At 44.6% G+C, this 22,873-nt stretch carries 22 protein-coding genes; 18 read left to right on the forward strand and 4 right to left on the reverse strand.

Annotated features, from left to right (window positions below):
• The first annotated feature begins 103 nt into the window (after positions 1-103).
• The 6 genes from H7968_RS13330 (at position 104) to H7968_RS13355 (ending at position 5,764) form a co-directional block, all read left to right on the forward strand.
• Positions 104-1,252: a cysteine desulfurase family protein gene (locus H7968_RS13330; RefSeq protein ID WP_227396617.1), complete on the forward strand. Its 1,149-nt coding sequence runs from the start codon at positions 104-106 to the stop codon at positions 1,250-1,252.
• Positions 1,242-2,453 (forward strand): tRNA uracil 4-sulfurtransferase ThiI, encoded by a 1,212-nt coding sequence (gene thiI / locus H7968_RS13335; RefSeq protein ID WP_227396618.1) that lies wholly within the window; start codon positions 1,242-1,244, stop codon positions 2,451-2,453. The genes H7968_RS13330 and thiI overlap by 11 nt, the downstream gene beginning before the upstream one ends.
• Positions 2,454-2,534: 81 nt before the next feature.
• Positions 2,535-2,735, forward strand: a complete 201-nt coding sequence (locus H7968_RS13340; protein WP_134375083.1) for an alpha/beta-type small acid-soluble spore protein — start codon at positions 2,535-2,537, stop codon at positions 2,733-2,735.
• A 111-nt stretch (positions 2,736-2,846) separates the two neighbouring features.
• Positions 2,847-4,442: an amidohydrolase gene (locus H7968_RS13345; protein ID WP_227396619.1), complete on the forward strand. Its 1,596-nt coding sequence runs from the start codon at positions 2,847-2,849 to the stop codon at positions 4,440-4,442.
• Positions 4,443-4,524: 82 nt separating this feature from the next.
• Positions 4,525-5,442 (forward strand): EamA family transporter RarD, encoded by a 918-nt coding sequence (gene rarD / locus H7968_RS13350; RefSeq protein ID WP_227396620.1) that lies wholly within the window; start codon positions 4,525-4,527, stop codon positions 5,440-5,442.
• Between the two features lie 79 nt (positions 5,443-5,521).
• Complete coding sequence (locus tag H7968_RS13355; RefSeq protein ID WP_227396621.1) at positions 5,522-5,764, forward strand: hypothetical protein; 243 nt, start codon at positions 5,522-5,524, stop codon at positions 5,762-5,764.
• 270 nt (positions 5,765-6,034) lie between these two features.
• Here the strand turns inward: H7968_RS13355 and H7968_RS13360 are convergent, their stop codons facing one another.
• On the reverse strand, positions 6,035-6,835 hold the full coding sequence (locus H7968_RS13360) for an NAD kinase (RefSeq protein WP_227396622.1): 801 nt from the start codon (positions 6,833-6,835) through the stop codon (positions 6,035-6,037).
• A 143-nt stretch (positions 6,836-6,978) separates the two neighbouring features.
• Between H7968_RS13360 and sppA the strand changes: the two genes are divergently transcribed.
• The 10 genes from sppA to argH all read left to right on the forward strand — a co-directional run bounded on the left by sppA (position 6,979) and on the right by argH (position 16,999).
• The gene (sppA, locus tag H7968_RS13365) at positions 6,979-7,980 is read left to right on the forward strand and encodes a signal peptide peptidase SppA (protein WP_227396623.1); all 1,002 of its coding nucleotides are present in this window, start codon (positions 6,979-6,981) and stop codon (positions 7,978-7,980) included.
• A 14-nt stretch (positions 7,981-7,994) separates the two neighbouring features.
• Positions 7,995-8,534 carry an RDD family protein gene (locus tag H7968_RS13370; RefSeq protein ID WP_227396624.1) on the forward strand — a complete coding sequence of 180 codons (540 nt, stop codon included), beginning with the start codon at positions 7,995-7,997 and terminating at the stop codon, positions 8,532-8,534.
• A 110-nt stretch (positions 8,535-8,644) separates the two neighbouring features.
• Positions 8,645-9,259, forward strand: coding sequence for a hypothetical protein (locus H7968_RS13375; RefSeq protein WP_227396625.1), 615 nt, complete (start codon positions 8,645-8,647; stop codon positions 9,257-9,259).
• Positions 9,243-9,635, forward strand: a complete 393-nt coding sequence (ytfJ, locus tag H7968_RS13380) for a GerW family sporulation protein (protein ID WP_227396626.1) — start codon at positions 9,243-9,245, stop codon at positions 9,633-9,635. The genes H7968_RS13375 and ytfJ overlap by 17 nt, the downstream gene beginning before the upstream one ends.
• A 64-nt stretch (positions 9,636-9,699) precedes the next feature.
• Positions 9,700-10,200 (forward strand): thiol peroxidase, encoded by a 501-nt coding sequence (gene tpx, locus H7968_RS13385; RefSeq protein ID WP_227396627.1) that lies wholly within the window; start codon positions 9,700-9,702, stop codon positions 10,198-10,200.
• 118 nt (positions 10,201-10,318) lie between these two features.
• A complete protein-coding gene (locus H7968_RS13390; protein ID WP_227396628.1) occupies positions 10,319-11,302 on the forward strand; it encodes a class I SAM-dependent methyltransferase in 984 nt (327 codons plus the stop codon).
• Between the two features lie 226 nt (positions 11,303-11,528).
• On the forward strand, positions 11,529-12,713 hold the full coding sequence (locus H7968_RS13395) for an acetate kinase (protein ID WP_227396629.1): 1,185 nt from the start codon (positions 11,529-11,531) through the stop codon (positions 12,711-12,713).
• 372 nt (positions 12,714-13,085) lie between these two features.
• Positions 13,086-13,922, forward strand: a complete 837-nt coding sequence (locus tag H7968_RS13400) for an EcsC family protein (RefSeq protein ID WP_227396630.1) — start codon at positions 13,086-13,088, stop codon at positions 13,920-13,922.
• 489 nt (positions 13,923-14,411) lie between these two features.
• Positions 14,412-15,626: an argininosuccinate synthase gene (locus H7968_RS13405; protein ID WP_227396631.1), complete on the forward strand. Its 1,215-nt coding sequence runs from the start codon at positions 14,412-14,414 to the stop codon at positions 15,624-15,626.
• Complete coding sequence (gene argH / locus H7968_RS13410; protein ID WP_227396632.1) at positions 15,623-16,999, forward strand: argininosuccinate lyase; 1,377 nt, start codon at positions 15,623-15,625, stop codon at positions 16,997-16,999. The genes H7968_RS13405 and argH overlap by 4 nt, the downstream gene beginning before the upstream one ends.
• A gap of 35 nt (positions 17,000-17,034) precedes the next feature.
• Here argH and H7968_RS13415 read toward each other — a convergent pair whose 3' ends face one another.
• Both H7968_RS13415 and H7968_RS13420 read right to left on the reverse strand, forming a co-directional pair.
• Positions 17,035-17,517, reverse strand: a complete 483-nt coding sequence (locus H7968_RS13415) for a universal stress protein (protein ID WP_227396633.1) — start codon at positions 17,515-17,517, stop codon at positions 17,035-17,037.
• A gap of 86 nt (positions 17,518-17,603) precedes the next feature.
• Positions 17,604-18,914 (reverse strand): purine-cytosine permease family protein, encoded by a 1,311-nt coding sequence (locus H7968_RS13420; RefSeq protein ID WP_227396634.1) that lies wholly within the window; start codon positions 18,912-18,914, stop codon positions 17,604-17,606.
• A 228-nt stretch (positions 18,915-19,142) separates the two neighbouring features.
• Between H7968_RS13420 and ald the strand changes: the two genes are divergently transcribed.
• Positions 19,143-20,261 carry an alanine dehydrogenase gene (ald, locus tag H7968_RS13425; RefSeq protein ID WP_227396635.1) on the forward strand — a complete coding sequence of 373 codons (1,119 nt, stop codon included), beginning with the start codon at positions 19,143-19,145 and terminating at the stop codon, positions 20,259-20,261.
• A gap of 431 nt (positions 20,262-20,692) precedes the next feature.
• Here the strand turns inward: ald and H7968_RS13430 are convergent, their stop codons facing one another.
• Positions 20,693-21,766 (reverse strand): M24 family metallopeptidase, encoded by a 1,074-nt coding sequence (locus H7968_RS13430; RefSeq protein WP_227396636.1) that lies wholly within the window; start codon positions 21,764-21,766, stop codon positions 20,693-20,695.
• Positions 21,767-21,905: 139 nt separating this feature from the next.
• Here H7968_RS13430 and H7968_RS13435 point away from each other — a divergent pair, with 139 nt between their 5' ends.
• Positions 21,906-22,586: a metal-dependent hydrolase gene (locus tag H7968_RS13435; RefSeq protein ID WP_227396637.1), complete on the forward strand. Its 681-nt coding sequence runs from the start codon at positions 21,906-21,908 to the stop codon at positions 22,584-22,586.
• Positions 22,587-22,873: the final 287 nt, after the last annotated feature.

The following is a 22,873-nucleotide window of genomic DNA, read 5'->3' on the forward strand; positions in this document are numbered from 1 at the left end:
ATATATTGAAGGCGCATTCAAACAGGAGATTTCATCACACATCATTCATTTAGTATGATAGGATTAATAAGGTTTGCGTACACCATACGAAAGAGTGAGACAAATGCTTTATCTTGATAATAGTGCAACAACGAAACCGGATCCGGCTGTGCTGGAATCTTATATAAAAGTAACCGAACAATATTATGGGAATCCTTCTTCTCTTCATGGTATGGGAGAAACAGCTGCTCAGCTGGTTGAAATGGCGAGAAAATCTGCTGCTTTGTATTTAAACGGAAGTGGAAAAGTCATTTTCACTTCAGGTGGGACGGAAAGCAATAACCTGGCGATAAAGGGTTTTGCCCAGTCTTTACGTTCGCGTGGAAATCATCTCATTACAACGAATATTGAGCACCCATCTGTCCTCGAAGTGTTTCGTCATTTAGAAAAGGAAGGTTTCGCCGTGACGTATTTGCCGGTTGATGAGAGAGGCGTTATTTCGATTGATCAGTTAAGGTCTGCGCTGAAAAAAGAAACCATTCTTGTCTCAATCATGCATGTGAATAACGAAATTGGTTCTGTTCAGCCGATTGAAGAAGCGGGTAGAGTGATTAAAAACCATTCCAGAGCAATGTTTCACGTAGATGCCGTCCAGTCATTCGGAAAGCTTCCGATAGATCCTGACAAAGCAGGCATCGATGCATTATCACTGTCAGCTCACAAATTCCATGGACTTAAAGGGACAGGCCTGCTTTATCTGAACACTGATCAGCAAGTAGTGTCGCAAATGCTTGGAGGAAGTCAGGAGTTTGGCTTGAGAAGCGGAACAGTTCATACAGCTGGTGCCGTCGCGTTGGCTAAAGCGATGAGACTGGCCTCTGAACAATTAGAGGAGCATCGGAAACATCTAATAGAAGGAAGAGACTTATTAAGGAATTTTTTTGAAACGCGTGAGGAAGCGGAGGTCGTTTCGGCCAATGACCAGGCACCGCATATTCTCGCTGTTTCAGTGCCGCTTTTAAAAGGCGAGGTTGTTGTTCATGCTCTTGAGAAAATGGGTGTTTATTTATCAACATCAAGTGCGTGCTCATCGAGGATAACGAAAAAGAGCCACGTTTTAAAAGCGCTCGGATTGAGCGATGACGTGATTAAAGGTGCTTTCCGCATTAGTCTCTCACCCGATGTATCCCTTAATGATCTTGAAGAGTTTAAAAAGATATGGGAAGAAGTCATTCCTCCCTTATTAGAAGGAGTGAAAAGAAATGAACGCTGAACGAATTCTGATCCGGTACGGTGAGATTTCGACTAAAGGAAAAAACCGTAACCGTTTTATCTCACAGCTGGAGAATAATATAAAAAATACATTGTCAGATTTAAAACCGGTCCGCTTTGATTCAGGCAGGGACCGCATGCATATTGAGCTTGCTGATGCATCAGAAACGGAAGTGGTGATCTCAAGATTGAAGCCCGTTTTCGGTATTCAATCATTCAGTCCTGTGGTTAAGGCATCAAAAGACCTCGATGACGTAAAGCAAAAAGCAGTTGATCTTGTGAAAGCAGTAAGAGGTAAAGGCGATCTTTTCAAAGTGAAAGCGAGAAGAGCTGATAAAAAATATCCACTCGATACAAATGAACTGAATCTTGAAATCGGATCTCACGTTTTAAGAAATGTGGACGGGTTAACAGTTGAAATGAAAAAACCTGATATTGAGCTGGTTGTTGAGGTAAGGGAGGAAGCGGTTTACCTGTCTGCTGAAACCATTCAGGGTGCCGGTGGAATGCCGATCGGCACAGGGAATAAGGCCAGCCTGATGCTGTCTGGCGGACTCGACAGCCCGGTTGCAGGTTACCAGATGATGAAACGCGGTGTGGAAATTGAAGCGATTCATTTTTTCAGCCCCCCATTTACAAGCGAAAAAGCGAAGGAAAAAGTGAAAGAGCTGACCGCAATCTTATCAGGATTTTCAGGCTCAATTAAATTGCATATTGTGCCGTTTACGAAAATTCAGCAGACCATCCATCAGCAGGTTCCGGAAAACTATACGATGACCTCTACGCGAAGAATGATGCTTCGCATTGCAGATGAGATCCGTAAGAAAACTGGCTCGCGTGCCATCATTACCGGGGAAAGTCTCGGCCAGGTGGCCAGCCAGACGTTAGAAAGTATGGAAGCGATCAATGCGGTCAGCAGCACGCCGATCCTCCGTCCGTTAATTGCAGCTGATAAAACGGAGATCATCGACATTGCCAAAGAGATTGGCACATACGAAACGTCGATTCTGCCTTATGAAGACTGCTGTACGATCTTTACACCTGCTGCACCGAAAACAAAACCGAAGCTTGAAAAAGTTGAGTTTTATGAAAGCTTTGTTGATTTTGATGCTTTAATTCAAGAGGCCGTTGAGCAGACTGAGTCAGTGAAATTGACGGTCGGTTACCGTGCACAGGAACAAAAGTTTGAGGAGCTTTTTTAAACACTTCTGTTATTAGTATCATTTACCAGTGATAAGCCGTGTGTTTTTGCACATTCTATAGTCACAGAGGAGGTGAGACACATGGCAAACAGAAGCTCAAACCAACTTCTTGTTCCAGGTGTAGAACAAGCATTGGATCAAATGAAATACGAAATCGCTACTGAGTTTGGCGTTCAGCTTGGAGCTGATTCAACAGCTCGCGCTAACGGTTCAGTAGGAGGAGAAATCACAAAGCGTCTTGTTCAGATGGCTGAACAACAGCTTAACGGTTACTCTAAATAATGTATAAAAGGAGTGTAGAGTCGGGGGCAGACCCCCAACTCTACACTCTTTTCTTTTTGTCGTGTCTTTTGTAAACTGTTTCTAGAGTCGAAAAATCTGGAGGAATGACGAATGAAGCAGTTGTGGAAAAATGGCACGATTTATACGATGCAGCGTGAAGGGGAAACGGTTGAGGCGATTTTGACGAATAACGGTAAAATTGCTGCACTTGGCACGGAAGAAGAGCTGTTAAAGCTGGCAAATGGTGAAGTTGACCGCGTTCAGGATCTGAATGGAGCCGTATTGTTCCCGGGATTTGTTGACAGTCATTTACATATTGTGGGTGTGGGTGAAACCCTGCTCCGACTTGATTTATCCTCGATGAAGTCCAAACAGGAAGTATTGGAGGCTGTAAAGGAAAAGGCACAGGCGCTTCCTGCAGGTGAGTGGATTCAGGGAGACGGCTGGAATGAGAACCAGTGGAATGAAGCACAGGTGTTAACTGCACAGGAGCTTGATGAGGCAGCCCCTGACCACCCTGTGTTATTAAAACGAATTTGCCGGCATGCGGTTGTCGCTAATTCCATGGCACTTGAACTGGCGAAAATCACAGCTGATACACCTGATCCGGAAGGTGGCGTGATTGATCGTGATGCAAAAGGCGACCTGACCGGTCAATTAAAGGACCAGGCACAGGATCTGATGATTCCGGCACTGCCACCCATTAAGGATGAATATATTCAAAAAGCGTTGAAAACCGCCCTTGAGCACGCCTGGTCGCTTGGATTGACAGGTGGCCATACGGAAGATCTCAGTTATTATGGTGATTTTACAAGAACGTACCGTGCGTTTCAGAAGATCATTGAAGAGGATGGACGTCCGTTCCGTGCCCACCTTCTCGTTCATCATCAGGTGATTGAAGACTGGCACAGACAGGGACATTCCTTCCGATCCGGTTCGAGATATGTGGAATTCGGTGCGATGAAAATCTTTGCTGATGGCGCGTTAGGCGGGCGGACTGCGCTGCTTAAAAACGGTTATGCAGATATGCCGGGTGAAAAAGGGGTTGCCATTCACAGTCCGGAAAAGCTGAAACAGCTCGTTTATAAAGCGCGTCAGTATGACATGCCGGTAGCGGTTCACGTCATTGGTGATCAGGCGTTTGAATATATGCTCGATGCCATTGAGGAATATCCGTCAAACGGAGAGCGGGACAGGCTGATTCATGCACAGATTTTAGATGAAGAGCTTATCAAACGTGCGGAAAAACTGCCAATCGTGCTTGACATCCAGCCGAGGTTTGTACCGTCAGACTTCCCGTGGGTCATTGACCGCATTGGTGAAGAAAACATGACGTGGAATTATGCCTGGAAAACACTTCTCGACCGCGGGATTGCGCTGGCAGCAGGATCGGATGCGCCGATTGAGCCGCTGGATCCGCTGCTTGGCATTCATGCAGCTGTTACAAGAACAAAACCGGGTGACCCGGAACGGACCGTTTATAAGGAGCATGAATGTCTGTCTGTATACGAAGCCATTTCTCTGTTTACAAAAGGCAGTGCATACGTGTGTCATCATGAAAACGATCGCGGGGTGTTGAAAGAAGGTTTTGCCGCTGACTTTACCGCGTTGGAGCAGGATCCATTTCAAGTGCATCCAGATGAGCTCTTGACCATGAAGGTGGAAAAGACGGTTGTAGACGGTAAGACTGTGTTCTCACGTGCGTGAGCCAGATTCATTGCTGCAAACATGTCAGAAGGCGTATAATTAGTCCCGTTATGTTAGAAAGTCGAATGATTGGAGAAACAATATGGGAACTGAAGAACGTAAAGGAATTATTTATACGGCTTTTGCCTATACATTATGGGGATTATTGCCGATTTATTGGAAGCTGGTGGAGCATGTACCGGCTGATGAAATACTCGCCAACCGGATTTTCTGGTCATTCTGGTTCATGCTCATTCTACTGGTGGCAACAAGACAGTTCAAAGCTTTCAGAAGTGAGACCTTCTCACTTCTGAAACGGAAAAAGAGATTTGCAGCGCTGGTGACTGCATCTGTCCTGATCAGTATCAACTGGTTTGTTTATATTTGGGCAGTTAATTCCGGTCAGATGGTTGAAGCCAGTCTTGGTTATTACATTAACCCACTGGTGTCTGTTTTGCTCGGAGTGCTCGTGTTGAAGGAATTAATGAGCAGGGCGCAGGTTCTTTCATTTGTACTGGCTTTGATCGGGGTACTGATTTTAACCATCTCCTACGGCCAATTTCCATGGATCGCATTCATCCTCGCCTTTTCATTTGGTCTGTATGGTCTGGTGAAAAAAATGCTGAAGGTGAACGCAGCGATTGGATTAACACTTGAAACGCTGACAATTATGCCAATTGCTCTTTTATATCTTGGTTATCTCGGCACAGCAGGGGATCTTGCGCTGTTCAATGTATCTTTCGGGACTGATTTTCTTCTTGTTGCAGCAGGTGCTGCCACAGCGATCCCGCTACTTCTCTTTGCAAACGGGGCACAGCGGATTCCGTTATTTATGGTCGGATTTTTGCAGTACATCGCGCCGACCATTACGTTAATACTCGGTGTATTTTTTTACGGAGAACCTTTTAATGCCGTTGACTTGATTTCCTTTATCTTTATCTGGATGGGGCTTGCTGTCTTTACGATTTCGAGAACGAAGTGGGCGATGCAGGTGCCGGTGAGGAGAAAAAAAGCAGTGTGACTGAAAATCGGGCCAGGGACATCCTCCGCTTTCCATTGTCTAGCTGCGGCGACTAGCCCCTCGAGGTCATAAGTCAAAGATGAAAGAGGGCAAAGATCAGCCCTCTTTTCATCTTCGCCTTATGCTTGTCGGGGCTGGACGAGTCGCCTTCGCTTTTCTAAGGCCGCGCGGTGAACCCGTTGTGCTTCGCACACCGGTTTCACCTGTCGCTTCACTGCCGCAGGAGTCTGCGGATGTCCCTGGCCCTTTTTATGTGGCTCAAGACTTTAATGTTTTTGAGAAGAAAGAAAACCTGACCATTCTTGTGCAGTTCTCAGACTAAATGGATTTTGAAAGTATAGAATGATGGACATGAAATGAGAAACAAAGGAGTTCTTTTGGATAATTTTCTATCGATGAAAACTCTCTTGCTATGCACAATTTCATAAATGATATCATTCAATAAGCACACAAAAGTGCCGGATTATTCCGTAGACTCCTGCGGCATAGAAGCGACAGGTGAGACAGCGTAATGCGGAGCATTAGCTGGCTCACCGCGCGGCCGCGGAAAGCGAAGGAATAATCCGGCACGGTTTTTCAATAGAGGCTTTAATTATAAAAACGTCCGCTTTACTTTTTCCCAGAAGGAATTGTCTTTCAGCTTGACCGTTTTAACAATGTTCTCACTCAGCGCAAGATCAACGTGCTGGACGTGGCTGATGCCGAGTGCTTCGTTATCGAGCCCCATCACCGGATAGTCATTGCCATCCTGTGTCACACTAAGGCGAAGCTTACGGTGTCCGCTTAAGATAAAGGAAGACCCGAGTGTACGGAAACGGTTATTGTTCACCGATGCAAGCTCGCTTACCTGCATACACGGAAGCATTGGATCCACAACTGCGCCACCGACTGATTTGTTATAGGCAGAGCTTCCGGTCGGAGTGGAAATAATCATGCCATCACCACGGAATGTTTCGAAATGCAGGTCATCAATGTGGACATCCATGACGAATGTTTTAATAATGCCAGAGCGGATGCTGAACTCATTCAGGCAAAGGAATTTCGTTTCATCGTCAACTGTGACTTCAATGGTTGGGTACTTACGAACCTCAATTTGTTCCTTGGTCATCGCTTCGATCATGGATGAAACGTCATCAATATGGAAATCACAATAAAGGCTCTTTTTCCCTGATGTCGATACGCCGGCGTACAGGCAGTCCTGTCTAAATCCGGTTTTTCTCACGGCCTGCAGGAAGGCACCGTCACTTCCGACACTGACAATAATATTTGCTATTTTATAATCAGCCACAACAGAAAATCCGTAGCGCTCAGCCAGTTCTTCAAGCATGGACACCTGTTCTTTTGTTTTGTCATCTTTACGGGCATAAAAATACATATTACGTCGTTGTTCCATCAAAGATCCCTCCGGTTTCAATTGAATGCGTCGATATGTAGTGCTGTACCATATTCATGTACATACAAAAAGTGTATCATGAAATGAAACATATCCAAAACTGGAACGTAAGGATATTTGAGAGATTAAAGGAGGCTATAAGAATGTCAGCAAAAAGATGGATCGCATTGGGTATTGCCGTTGTGCTGTTTGTTGTATCAGCGGGAATTAATTTTGCCTCAGTTGCCCTGACAACTGATTTTGAAGAAATGTTCTCAACTGCAGCTTCTCTTGACGGACTACCTGAGGAAGTCATTGAAGACGGCAGCTTTTCAGACCGAATTGCGGTGCTTGAGTTGAATGGAACGATTCAGGATACAGGCGATACAGGAAGTTTTCTCGGTCCTGTCGGGTATAATCATACCCATTTTATGAATCAGCTTAATCAGGTAAAAGAGGATGCATCGATAAAAGGAATTGTACTTAGCGTGAATACGCCTGGTGGCGGTGTTGTAGAAAGTGCAGAGATTCATGACAAGCTTGTGGAAATTATCGAGGAAACAGATAAAACCGTCTATGTTTCGATGGGGGCTCAGGCTACATCAGGCGGTTACTACGTTTCAGCACCTGCAGATAAGATTTTCGCCAGCAGAGAAACGATGACGGGATCATTAGGTGTTATTCTTCAAAGCATTAACTTCAGTGGACTGGCAGATGAGCTTGGTGTGGAATTTGTCAGCGTGACATCCGGTGAATTTAAAGATATGTTAAACCCGGCTGAGGAAGTAAGAGAAGAGGATCTGGCCATTGTACAAAGCATGCTTGAAGATTCTTATCAGGGATTTGTCGATGTGATTGCCAACGGACGTGATCTCCCGGAAGAACGGGTAAGAGAGATTGCGGACGGCCGTATTTATAACGGTATTCAGGCACTTGAACTCGACCTGATCGATGAATTTGGTTACGAGGAAGACGTAATCGCAGCATTAAAAGAGGACCTGGAGATTGGAAATGCTCAGGTCATCCGTTACGGTATGCCGAACGATTTCGCCTCTCTGTTTAATTATCAGGCATCCAGATTATTTGGCAGTCCGGAAACACAGATATTGTCTGAAATCATGAATAACACCGGCGGACCGCGTCCGATGTACTTATATTCCAACTAAAAGGAGGAACATTCATGGACCATCATGAACACGAAGCACTTCAGTCCGAAGCTGTTCCTTCTACGGTGACATATGAGCCGCATTACGGAGGCTTCTGGATCAGGGTTTGTGCTTACTTATTTGACTTACTGGTCATTGCAGCGTTAAATGGGCTGCTCATTGAGCCTGCTTTCCGGCTTGCAGGTATTGAGCTGACAGGTGGTATGTTCAGCCCGATCAATATTGCGACGGGCATTGTCTTTTTTGCTTACTTCGTACTGATGACCAAAATACTCGGTCAGACACTCGGAAAAATGATTTTTGGACTGAGAGTTGTTGCACTGCCATCAGAAAAATTAAGCTGGGTGACAGTGCTTTTCAGAGAGCTGATTGGACGCTACCTTCACATCGCAATTACCTTTTTCAGTCTGCCGGTCTTCCTGTTTTTATATGGTGTGGTAGCTTTTACACCGAAAAAACAGGGCATTCACGACCTCCTTGCTGAAACAACCGTCATTCACGAACGGACAGTCATAGCAGGTAAGCCTGAAAAAGCAACTTACCTACAATCATAAAAAAGAGTGGTGAGAAGTCCTGATGGACGCCTCACCACTCTTTTTTTGTAAGTGGGTAAAGTTGAAATAATTATTGGTGCTCCGGGGATAATAAGGAAGAGGTGGCGCTAATGAACTGGCTATTCCTGTTGCTAATACCGCTTATCATTCTGTTTATTAAAATTAAATTGTCAATAGACATTCAGTCAGGCCGTGACAGGATTTTCTGTGTGCTGAAACTGTATGCCGCAGGAATTAGGATAAAAAAATGGATCATCCCTTTTAAATACGGACAAAAGCTGTCTGTAAAAATGAAAGTGAACGGTGAGAAAAAAAGAATGACTGTCCATGATTTCAAACTCCTTGTGCATCAATACAAGCAGCTGAAGGCAGAGACAACAGGTTTAAGAACATGGGGAAGACAGACGCTCCGTAAGATTTCAATTGAAAAGTATGACCTGAGAGTGAAGGCAGGAACAGGTTCAGCTGACACAACGGCATTGGTAATCGGGATGATGTATCCTGTACTTGCTTTTCTTCAAACGGGGATGAGTTTGTGGGTGCCGTTCAGATGCAAGCCGGATGTGAACGTGTATCCGTCATTTAACGAACCGTCATTCAGTGTGGGATTTTCATGTATAGGATCGATCAAAGCCGGACAGCTTATAAAAGCAGGCCTGTTATTTCTATTAAGAAATAAGGCCATAGACAGGAAAGCGGGTGAAAAAAATGGAACATCCAATTGAAGGCGTTATGTCATCAGCAATGGAGCAGCTGAAAGAGATGGTTGATGTCAACACCATTATCGGTGATCCGGTCGAAACAGGTGATGGCCGGACCATTATGACGGTTTCGCGTGTGCGTTTTGGTTATGCCGCAGGTGGCAGTGAGTTTCAGTCGGCTTTTGAGGAAACGGTGGAAGGACACCCTTTCGGCGGTGGAAGCGGCGGTGGCGTGTCAATTACGCCTGTTGCCTTTCTGATCGTTGGAAAAGAAGGCGTATCCATGCATCACATGAATGAGGGAACACACCTTCTTGAAAAGCTTATGGATATGGCTCCTGAAACGATTGGCCGTATTCAGGAAATGTTCAGAAAACAACAGTCCGAAGAAACGCATTAGTTGAATAACATGCCCTCCTTTCAGTATGATGAGAAAGAATACATATTGAAGGAGGATTTTTTTTATGGCTTCTGTAACATTCAAAAACAACCCTGTTACGTTACTTGGAAATGAAGTGAAGGTTGGGGATCAGGCACCTGAATTTGAAGTGCTGGCGAATGATTTGTCCCCATTCCAACTGAAAGATTCTGCTGAAAAAATCAAATTAATCAGCGTCGTCCCTTCTATTGATACGGGTGTGTGCGATGCACAGACAAGACGTTTCAATGAGGAAGCGGGAGAGCTTGAAAACGTTGAGGTGCTGACAATCTCAGCCGACCTGCCATTTGCACAGAAACGCTGGTGCGGGGCAAACGGACTTGAAAATGTGATCACATTATCCGATCATAGAGAGCTGTCTTTCGGTAAAGCGTACGGCGTTGCCATTGAAGAGCTTCGTCTTCTGGCGCGCGCTGTCTTTGTGATTGACACAAACGACAAAGTTGTTCATGCTGAATACGTTTCTGAAGCAACGAACCACCCGGATTATGAAGCTGCCATTGCAGCAGCAAAATCAGCAAACTGATCTTTCATCATTGAAAGCCGGCTCCCTGTCAGAAAGGGAACCGGCTTTTTACTTTCCTTTTCATAACGGACACGTTACAATGAAACATTGATTAAAACCGATTAGGGGCGTGAACGGAATGAGTGTTTCACCAGTCGAAAAAATCTTTACCTTTCTGAACGAAACGGCATCTGTGATTCAGGATGCCCGGGGTGTAACTTACCTTGAAGCACTTGCAGAAACAGGAGAAAGCTGGTTTTTAAATGAAGCTTCGGATTCCCTGGAGCCACTTGTGCAAAAAAGATTGGATAAGCAATATCATGAACATCCATTAGAGAATTTTAAGCGTGACGATCTCCGTAAAGGATTTCAGCTCGCTGTATTAAAAGGAATGAAAGAACATATTCAGCCAAATCACCAGATGACACCGGATTCTATTGCCATGGTCATTGGTTATCTTCTTGATAAATTCACCGGCAATCAAAAGCAGATGACAATCCTTGATCCGGCACTCGGAACCGGTAACCTTGTCTTATCTATTATGAATCAGCTGGATGGAAAAGTGGCTGAATCACACGGTGTTGAAATTGATGAAGTGCTGATCCGCCTTGCCTATGCAGGAGCGAATCTGACACAGCAGCCACTGCATTTATATACGCAGGATTCCCTGGAGCCGCTTTTTATTGATCCTGCAGATGCAGTTGTCAGTGACCTGCCAGTCGGCTACTATCCGAACGACTTAAGAGCGGCTGACTATGAACTTCAGGCAGCTGAAGGACATTCCTACGCTCACCACTTATTTATTGAGCAGAGCATTCAGCACGTGAAAGCCGGTGGCTATTTGTTTTTCCTTGTGCCTAACGGCATTTTTGAATCACCGTTGTCTTCCCAGCTGCATGACTATTTAAAGAAAGTCGTTCATATTCAGGGCCTGATTAAACTTCCATCCTCACTCTTTAAAAATGAGCAATCTGCTAAAAGCATTCTCATTCTCCAAAAGCAGGGAGAAGAAATCAAACCGCCGAAACAGGTACTGCTTGCTGAAATGCCTAAGTTGAGTAATGGTGTTGCTGTTCAGAATATGATGGGCAAAATCCAGCAGTGGATGATTGAAAACAAGTAATGACTGGACTTTTATGAGGTGCTGATCTTCTTATACTATGAAAAGATCAGCACTGTTAAATGTTCTGAAAATAAACACTTTAGCGTGTAAACGTTGCCATCATAAGCTTTTCCTTGAAGCCTTAGTCATTCAATGATTAAATGAACGTGGATAAACAATAAAAAAGCAGGGTAATCATGTAATAATGCTTTTAATTTTATAGATTGTTAAAGGAGCGAATTCATTTATGACTAAAGTCATTGCCATTAATGCAGGCAGTTCATCGCTAAAGTTTCAGCTGTTTGAAATGCCGGAAGAGACTGTCATTACAAAAGGCCTTATTGAACGGATCGGCCTGAACGATAGTGTGTTCACCATTTCAGTAAACGGTGAAAAACAAAAGGAAGTCACTGATATTCCAGATCATGAAGTCGCAGTAAAATTGCTTTTGGACAAGCTGACATCAGCAGGAATCATCAAATCACTTGATGAAATTGATGGAATCGGACACCGCGTTGTACACGGTGGAGAAGTATTTAACGATTCTGTTGTCATCACAGAAGAAACAATCGAGAAGTTTGAAGAGCTGTCAGAGCTTGCTCCACTTCATAACCCTGCAAACATCACTGGTATTAAAGCTTTCCGCAATGTACTTCCTGAAGTGCCTGCAGTGGCTGTATTTGATACAGCATTCCATCAGACAATGCCTGAAAGCTCATTCTTATACAGTCTTCCATATGACTATTATAAAGATTTTGGAATCCGTAAATACGGTTTCCACGGAACATCCCATAAATATGTATCTCAGCGTGCGTCAGAAATGCTCGGCCGCCCGCTTGAGCAGCTTCGTCTGATTTCCTGCCACCTCGGAAATGGTGCAAGTATCGCAGCGATTGAAGGAGGTCGCTCGATTGATACGTCCATGGGCTTCACACCACTTGCAGGTGTGACAATGGGAACACGAAGCGGTAACATTGACCCTGCGCTGATTCCATTCATCATGGAGAAAACGAACCAGACGGCTGAAGGTGTGCTTGACGTTCTGAATAAACGTTCAGGAATGCTTGGTGTATCCGGATTCTCAAGTGACCTTCGCGACATCGAGCTTCAGTCAGCTGAAGGGAACGAACGTGCAAGACTGGCACTTGATGTTTTCTCAAATCGAATCCACAAATACATCGGTTCTTACGCTGCCCGTATGAATGGAGTAGATGCGATCATTTTCACAGCCGGAATCGGTGAAAACAGTGACGTGATCCGTGCAGAAGTATTAAAAGGTCTTGAATTTATGGGGATTTACTGGGATCCTGCACTTAACAAAACACGTGGAGAGGAAGCATTTATCAACTATCCTCATTCACCTGTTAAAGTCATGGTCATCCCGACAAATGAAGAGGTTATGATTGCACGTGACGTGACACGTTTGACGTAACACGACAAAGCCCTTTTGTCTTTATTTGAGACAAAAGGGCTCAGGTTGTCGAAATTCTAAATCGTGCCAGGTCATTCCTTCGCTTTTCGCGGCCGCGCGGTGAGCCAGCTAATGCTCCGCATTACGCTGTCTCACCTGTCGCTCCTCTGCCGCAGAAGTCTACGGAATGACATGGCACTTTTTGTGTGGAAACCCTCCACATCAACAGCCCTTTAATTATCACTTTTAAGAGTGATCTTAATTTATTGTCACGAAAATTGAAGTTTGTCTTTAAAAATTCAACACTCTAAGCCCTTTTGTTTTTATTTGAGACAAAAGGGCTTTTTCTCGTTTTTAATAGTATAATAAAGGAAAACGTCAGGTGGGGATAACATGTCGTGGACGGATAGAGAGAAAGATGTATACGAAGAAATACTGTCATGGAGAGAAGGGCTGACACCTATTCATGGAAATGACCTTTCATATATTTTTGCCAAATGGCTTGAGCGGTCATTCTCCGCTTTACCCGAGGAATTAAAAAAAGAGCTTTTTTCAAAAATAGACACCTCTCTGTTTCATATGCACAGTACGCTTCAGGGGTTTCAGCTGACGCAGGATGAACGGGAGAGAATGATGAAAACCGCCAGAGCCTTCGATGATACGATTCAACAGCTGGAGGATTTTCAACAGCTCTCAATCGACCAGTTAAATTACCTGTCACTGCAGCAAACCGGAAAACACCGACTCTACTCCTTCGTACAGGGGGGCATAGCCGGTACAGGAGGCACAGTCGCATTCCTGACTGACCTGATCGCCATGCTGCTCCTTAATATCCGAGCGATCCAGATGATTGCCACATCATACGGCAGGGATATACATACCCCATACGAAATGACCCTTGCGCTAAAAGTTTTTCATGCTGCCACCCTCCCTAAACGCTTTCAGAGAAAAGCCTGGGACGACCTCATCCAGACAGCCGACTCAAAAAAAATGGACTACTTCTTTACAGAAAATGACGAACTCATCAACGAAAAGTGGCTCGAAGGCCCGGGCCTCCAACTCATCAAAACATTCGCCATACGTTCTTTTCAAGACAAAAAAATCTCCAACATCCCAGTCATCTCAGTCTCAATCGGAGCCGTATCAAACTACCAGCTCACAAGAAAAATCACCGAATTCGCCGAACACTTCTATCAATACCGTTTCTTAATGGATAAGAAAGATGACTGATTTCATAAATCAAAAAGTAGAGGAACAGATGTATACATGCATTTGTTTCTTTTTTGTTTATAAAATCATTAAACATCTCCCAAGGACCGTCCTCCCCCGGAGACTTCTGTGGCGGAAAGGGACAGGTGAAACCGATGTGCATTTCTAGACACGAATGAAAGTTATAATTAATATTTTGAAGCTAATTTAAGACTATAACTAAATTTCTCACAGAGGCCATGCCTCCCCCGGAGACTCCTGCGGCAGAGAAGCGACAGGTGAGACAGATGTGCGTAGCACAGCTGGCTCACCGCGCGGCCGCGGAAAGCGCAGGGGGAGGCATGGCCGGCTCTTTGTAACCATAATGAATATTATTTTCAGAAAAATTAAACTTCTATCTTTTTCGTGAATAACTATTGCATCTTCATAAAAACGCTGATATGATACATTCATCATAAAGAGAATAAATATACATTATTATTAATAAAAATACGAAAGAGGATGATATACATGGCGAACAAAAAAGTAGTTCTTGCATACTCAGGCGGTCTCGACACATCAGTAGCAATACAGTGGTTAAAGGATCAGGGCTACGACGTCGTCGCGTGCTGCCTTGACGTTGGAGAAGGAAAAGACCTTGACTTCGTAAAAGAAAAAGCAATAACAGTAGGAGCAGTTGACAGCTATGTCATTGATGCAAAAGATGAATTTGCACAGGACTTCGCATTGATTGCCCTTCAGGCACACACGATGTACGAAGGAAAATATCCACTCGTTTCAGCACTATCAAGACCGCTGATTGCGAAAAAGCTTGTTGAAGTAGCTGAAAAAACAGGTGCATCAGCCGTAGCGCACGGATGTACTGGAAAAGGAAACGACCAGGTTCGTTTTGAAGTGGCCATTAACGGCTTGAATCCTGAATTAGAAGTGTTGGCACCTGTACGTGAGTGGGGCTGGTCAAGAGAAGAAGAAATTGATTATGCGAAAAAGCACAACATTCCGATTCCGATCAACTTAGACAGCCCGTATTCCATTGACCAGAACCTTTGGGGAAGAAGTAACGAGTGCGGCATTTTAGAAGATCCTTGGGCAGCTCCTCCTGAAGGTGCCTACGATTTAACCGCATCACTTGAAACAACACCAAACTCACCGGAAACAATCGAAATCACATTTGAAAATGGGGTGCCGGTTGCGCTGAACGGACAGGGAATGGCACTGGCTGATATGATTTTGAAGCTCAATGAGGTGGCTGGTAAGCATGGTGTCGGAAGAATTGACCATGTGGAAAACAGACTTGTCGGTATTAAATCAAGAGAAGTGTATGAGTGCCCTGGTGCCATCACGCTGATGAAGGCGCATAAAGAGCTTGAAGACCTGACACTTGTAAAAGAGATGGCGCATTTCAAGCCGGTGATTGAGAAAAAGCTGACTGAAATTATTTATGAGGGACTTTGGTTCTCGCCATTAACAGACGCACTGAAAGCATTCCTCCAGGAAACCCAGCAGTACGTAAACGGTGTTGTCAGAGTAAAACTGTTTAAAGGGCATGCCATTGTCGAAGGAAGAACGTCACCGAATTCTCTATATAACGAGAAGCTTGCGACTTACACATCTGATGATGAATTCGATCACTCAGCTGCTGTTGGATTCATTAAGCTGTGGGGACTTCCAACAAAGGTTCACTCGATGGTTCAAAAAGAAAGCAAAAGCGTGAAGAGCTTATGAGTAAATTATGGGGAGGACGCTTTTCCCAATCCCCTGAAGAATGGGTAGACGAATTTAACGCTTCCATTGATTTTGATCAGCAGCTTGTCATGGAGGATTTGGAAGGTTCAGTTGCCCACGTTACGATGCTTGGGGAGTGCGGAATTTTAACAAAAAAAGAAACAGATGAAATTATACATGGACTGTCTGTACTGAAGGAGAAGGCTGCTGATGGAAAGCTGCCTTTCTCGGTCCAAAACGAAGACATTCATTTAAACCTTGAACACTTTCTGATTCAGGAAATCGGACAGGTTGGTGGGAAACTGCATACAGGGCGTAGCCGGAATGACCAGGTTGCCACTGATATGCACCTGTATCTGAAGCGCCGTGTCCTTGAGATTCAGGAGCTGATCCGATCCGTTCAGTCAGCGATTTTAAAACAGGCTGGTGAACATGTAGAAACAATTGCACCGGGATATACGCATTTGCAGCGGGCTCAGCCGGTGTCATTCGCCCATCACCTGATGGCTTATTTCTGGATGTTGGAGCGGGATTATGGACGCTTTGAAGATTCCATGAAGCGGATCGATGTATCACCTCTTGGCGCCGGTGCACTTGCGGGGACAACGTTTCCGATCAACCGTCAGCGTTCAGCAGAACTGCTTGGCTTTTCTTCGATCTATGAAAACAGCATGGATGCCGTTAGTGACCGCGATTTTATTATCGAATTTTTAGCTAATGCCTCCATGACGATTATGCACTTATCCCGTTTTGCCGAAGAAATGATCATCTGGTCGAGTCAGGAATTTCAGTTTATCGAGATGGCAGATGCTTTTTCTACCGGAAGCAGTATTATGCCTCAAAAGAAAAACCCTGATATGGCAGAGCTTGTGCGTGGAAAGACTGGAAGAGTGTTCGGCAACCTGTTCTCACTTCTGACGGTTCTAAAAGGTCTTCCGCTGGCCTATAACAAAGATATGCAGGAAGACAAGGAGGGCATGTTTGATACGGTTCATACACTGATGGGATCGTTAAAAATATTTGCCGGAATGATTGATACGATGAAAGTGAAAACGGAAAGACTGAGCCAGGCCGTTAATGAGGACTTCTCAAACGCCACAGAACTCGCTGATTACCTTGCGGCGAAGGGTCTTCCTTTCCGTGAAGCACATGAAGTCGTCGGCAAACTCGTGCTGACTTGTATTCAGCAGAATATTTATTTGAAGGACCTTTCATTGAAAGACATGCAGGAGGCTTCTTCACTCATTGATGAGGAGGTATTTACCGTACTGGAACCTTCTGAAGCAGTGAAGAGAAGAGAGTCAGAGGGTGGCACAGGCTTCAGCCAGGTGCGAAACCAGATTGAAAAAGCAAAAACCATACTGGAAGCATAAAAATGGGACAGGCATCGTGCCTGTCCCTCTGTTATTTATATGTTGTATTCTTCGGTGTGTTCTTCTTTTTCAGGAGGTTCGTCCGTCCGGACAACCAGCACATCACATTTTGCTGCTCTCACAATGTGTTCAGAAATACTTCCGATCAGGAATCTTTCCATTGCGTTTAATCCTGTAGCGCCGCAAATGATCAGATCAGCTTCGACTTTCTGGGCGAACTCTTTTGGCACAAGCACTTTCGGAGATCCGTACTCTACAAAAATATTAACCTTTGTAACACCTTTGTTCAGCGCTTCTTTCTTGTAATCTTCGAGCATTTCTTCTGCGAAAGATTCTGCGCGCTTTGCCACACTTCTGTCGTATGCTTCCACAACGGCAAAAGAACGTGTGTCAATGACGTGAAGCAAATTCAGTGTTGCATTGTTACGTTTGGCAATCCCGATTGATTTTTTAAACGCCCACTCGGCTTCCTTGGAGCCATCAACTGCAACGAGAATGTGATCATAGCTTAATGTCATTGTTATCGCCTCCTTAGTTATATATTACCCCGGAGAGCGACAAAATTCCTGCTTATTTTTTTGAAATTACAGACATTTTGTGACTTTTATTTTCCTGCTGATTTTAGACATGCATATAAAAGAGAAGCAGTGAGAAATACAGTAAAGCCTGGTGATGCCTGATCAGGAAGAATCAGATAAAGCGGGATACAGGATATGACGGTTAATACAGCGGCCGTATTTTTCAGCGATTTTCCTGTTATGAGTTTCAGCAGATCCTCTTCCTGAATCGCCAGCCTCTTGAAAAACAAATAGTCTGTAATAATAATAGCGGATAACGGGACAATGGCTGCACCTAAAAGAGAGATATAAAATTCCGCCTGTTCCACGATCACCGGGAACAGACTCAAACCTGTCGCAGCAAAACCGAATAAAATGGCACTGTTAACCCGTCCAAGTCTCGGGAAAGCATTCAGCAGGCTATAACCTCCTGTGTATGCATTGCTGAGATTGATGGATATCATAGAGATTACCGCACCTGCTGCAATCAGCAAAATCAGTGGAGAAGAGCTGGTCAGCTCGCTTGCAGTGACAAACGGATTCACGGAACCGAGTGATGCAGCATAAAACGTGCCGATAAATGATACAGCTGTAAAGCCGATTGCATTTCCGATAAAGACACCTGTAAATCCTTCAGATGGACTTTTTGCGTAACGGGTCATATCTGATGATGCACTTACACCGGACACATACTGTACAAAAGCAAGACCGGCAAAAAATAAAAACATGCCAAATGAAAATTCACCGTTGGTTACAGCAACAAAGTCATCAGACATGATATGACGGATGATTAAATAAATCATCAATCCCTGGCTTAGAAAAAGGACTGGAATAAACCATTTAATTGTTTTCTTTACTGCATCAAAACCGATCAATGCCAGCACGGTCATAATGATGGCGAAAAATGAGGTCAGCACCAGTAAAGAGACGCTGATGCTGAAATACTCTTTCAAAATAAACTGGATCACAATAGAGCCGCCGATCGTCTGAACGCTGAACCAGTACAGCGAAGTAATGGAGCGCACAGGAGAAGCGAAATATCTGGACAGCCTCGTGCCAATCATCGTACGTATCACGTATTGAGCTGGAAGTCCGTGGCGTGCACCTGGTAACGAGAGCAGTGAAACGAGTAAAAAGGCAAGTAGTGCGCCCGTCAGTGTGGATGCCATAGCCCATCCTGCTGACAGTCCCCCCGTTAATACGGCCAGAGCAGGTACGAGAACATTCCCTGTATTTACTGAAAAAGCAATTTGAATGAAAGCATAATCATACCAGCGGGTCTGTTTCTGGGATGCAGGAACTTCATCGAGTCCAATTTTTTCAATCTGTATTTTTCTAACGTCATTTGTTTTCTGCATAGAAGGCTCCAACCTATTTCATTAGTGTGTCTAAACATTAGTTAGTTTAACACAGGTAAGGAAGTGCGGAAATGGTTTAAAAATGTGTGAATAATCCGTTAATTCAGAAGCGTGAAATAAGTAACGACAAGGGTTAGGGGATTTGTTAAAATGGAACTGGATATTTACAGCCTGATCCTTTCAGGCTTTTTGCACAATTAAATAAAGAGAAATGAAGGAGGAACAATCATGCGTATTGGTATTCCAATGGAAATTAAAAACAACGAAAACCGGGTTGCCATCACTCCATCCGGTGTCTACAATTTTGTCAATCAGGGTCATGAAGTACTGATTGAGGATGGTGCTGGCCTTGGATCAGGCTTCACGAATGAAGACTATGTGGCAGCAGGTGCTTCAATTGCTTCAACGGCATCTGAGGCATGGGCATGCGACATGGTGATGAAAGTAAAAGAGCCGATTGCAAGTGAATACGGGTATTTCCGTGAAGGCTTAGTTTTATTTACATATTTACATCTGGCTCCAGAACCTGAACTGACAAAAGCATTAATTGACAATAAAGTTGTGGCAATTGCGTATGAAACGGTTCAGCTTCCTAACGGTTCTCTGCCGTTGTTAACACCTATGAGTGAGGTTGCCGGAAGAATGGCGACTCAAATCGGTGCTCAATTCCTTGAAAAAATTCATGGTGGAATGGGAATTCTTCTTGCGGGCGTTCCAGGCGTTGCACGCGGGAAAGTTACCGTTATCGGCGGAGGCGTTGCCGGCACAAACGCAGCTAAAATGGCAGTTGGTCTCGGCGCGGATGTAACCATTCTTGACCTCAATCCTGAAAGACTGCGTCAGCTCGATGATATGTTCGGAAACGATGTGACAACACTTATGTCAAATCCGTTGAACATTGCTGAAAGTGTCGCACAAGCAGATCTTGTGGTCGGAGCTGTATTAATTCCGGGTGCTAAAGCACCTAAATTAGTAACAGAAGACATGATTAAAGCGATGAAGCCTGGTGCGGTTGTCGTAGATATTGCGATTGACCAGGGCGGAATTTTTGAAACGACGGATAAAATCACAACACATGATAATCCGACTTACACGAAGCATGACGTTGTGCACTATGCAGTAGCGAACATGCCTGGAGCGGTTCCACGTACATCAACGATCGCACTGACAAACGTGACAGTGCCGTTTGGTATCCAGATTGCGAATAAAGGCTATAAGCAGGCGTGTCTTGATAATGAAGCATTGATGATGGGGATTAACTGCCTTGATGGTTTTGTTACGTATAATGCTGTTGCGGAAGCGCACGGCCTTGAGTATGCGAATGTTCGTGATTTGCTGACTCCTTGATTTTTCAGACCGGGATCTGCGCTTTGGCGTGGGTGCCGGTTTTTTATTTTAAGCCGGGCCGAACTCATCCTCCGCTTTCCGCGGCCGGGCGGTGAACCCCTTGTGCTTCGCACAATGGTTTCACCTTTCCCTTTCCGCCATAGGAGTCTGCGGATGCGCCCCTGCCCTAATACGGTTATATGATATCTTTAACACCTTCATTCCTTCGTCCGCATCGGTTCGTAAGATTTTGTGGAAGGTTCGCAAAATAAGTGGTCTGTTTCGCAAAATAAACGGTGAGGTTCATGGGATTTTGCCTTTGTTTCACAGGATTTTGCTAGACTTTCGCAGAGTTGTGTCATTTTACCTAGGAAGGTGAATGTCACTTAACTTTTATCTCGATTTCTATAAAGAAAACAGGCTGCCTTCGCGATGAAGACAGCCTGTTTTGTTTAGTAGACCTGTAAAGTTTTTGGGAACTTGGTCAGTGTTTCGTATCCGTCTTTTGTTACGAGAACATCATCTTCAATCCGGACGCCTGCTACACCGGGAACATAGATGCCCGGCTCGATCGTGAAAGTCATGCCTTCTTCAAGCACCAGATCGTTTTCAGATGTGATGGATGGATATTCATGCACGTTTAAACCAATGCCGTGTCCGAGGCGGTGCGGGAAATAATCTCCGTAGCCTGCCTCTTCAATTACTTTACGTGCTGCAAGATCAAGCTCTTTTACCGGTACGCCGGGCTTGACCATCTCAAGCGCCGTCATTTCGGCTTTCAGTACAGTATCGTAAATTTCTTTTTGTTTATCACCGATCTCACCGAACGCAACGGTTCTGGTGATATCTGAGCAGTAGCCCTTATAAACGACTCCAAGATCAAAAAGAACGAGATCACCCTGCTGGATTTTCGTCAGTCCAGGTGTTCCGTGTGGGGATGAAGCATTTGCCCCCGTTAATACCATCGTTGAAAAGGACATTTCTGTAATGCCTTTTTTCTTCAGCTCAAATTCAATGGTCGCGAGAATTTCGAGCTCTGTTTTTCCTTCAGCCAATTCACGACAAGCCGTTTCAATGGCGAAGTCAGCCAGTTTTGCGGCTTCTTTTAAATGATTGACTTCTTGCTCTGATTTGATCACCCGCATAGCGTTCAATAAGCTGGATGCATCGAGAATCTCGCAGTTACCAAAAACAGTCCGGATCGCCTCAAGTCTTTCAACAGTCAGGTGATTTTTTTCAATGGCGATACTTTCAGGTGCACCTGTTTTTTCATACAGCATGATCAGAGGATTTTCCGTATCACTGTAACCGATTATCTGACCTTCCCACCCGGCTTTGCGTGCATCTTCTGTCTCCATGCCCGGGCATACCAAAACCGGTTCACTGGAAGCCGGTACATAGAAAGCCAGCCACCTTTCGTGTGGATCGCTTCTAAACCCTGTCGTATAGGTGACATTTTCAGTGGACGTTAAAAAAGCGGCCCCGATTTTATGTTCTTTTAAATAATCCTGGATTTTTTTATACAAAGCTGCACGTTCCTTTCTGTTTATCTATTAAACAAATTAGCACGATTCCAAAAAGAAGTAAACGCATTCAGACGTTTCTCTGAAAACAGAATAGGGTATTATTTAGAGGTGTAAAATACTTATCCGGGAGGAATCAGACGTGCACATATCCTATCATGGACATTCAGTTGTAAAGATCGAAACGAACGGAAAAAAGATTTTAATTGATCCATTTATCAGTGGGAATGAGCTCACGGATCTCACAGCATCAGATGAAACGCCGGACTTCATCATCCTGACACACGGACATAACGACCACGTCGGGGATACAGTTGAAATCGCAAAAAGAAACGATGCCCTTGTAATCGCACCGTTTGAACTGGCAAACTATATGGAATCACAAGGTGTTAAAGCGCACCCGATGCATATTGGCGGTGCTTATGGATTCGACTTTGGAAAGGTTAAGTTTACGCAGGCCTTCCATGGATCATCCTTTACAGAAGAAAACGGTAACGTCGTCTACACCGGTATGCCCGCAGGCGTCCTCGTGATGGCGGAAGGAAAAACCGTTTATCATGCAGGAGACACCGCTTTATTCAGTGACATGAAACTGATCGGTGACCGTCATCCGATTGACCTGGCATTCCTGCCGATTGGCGATAACTTCACCATGGGGCCAGAAGATGCAGCCTACGCAGCCGAACTGCTCCAGGCCAAAACAGTCGTCCCGATCCACTTCAACACATTCCCGCCAATCAAGCAGGACCCGGACAAATTCGCCGCATCCCTCAAAGAAGGACAAGGCAAAGTCATGCACGCAGGAGACTCAATCGAACTATAAAATTCATAACCGCAAGACCTCCATTCACTGGGGGTCTTTTTTTAAGGGGATTATGGGACCTGACCGGTTTTCTAATTACAAATTTTCGAAATATTATCTTTTTGTTTTATGATAAATAGGGCCTGGGACATCCGGAGACTCCTGTGGCGGAAAGGGACAGGTGAAACCATTGTGCGAAGCACAAGGGGTTCACCGCCCGGCCACGGAAAGCGCAGGATGTCCCAGGCCCGATTTCTAACATTCACATTGAACCTTCTTCCGTTAAACGGTTATAATAAAAAGACGAA

It is taken from the genome of Jeotgalibacillus aurantiacus (genome assembly GCF_020595125.1).
GTDB lineage: Bacteria > Bacillota > Bacilli > Bacillales > Jeotgalibacillaceae > Jeotgalibacillus > Jeotgalibacillus aurantiacus.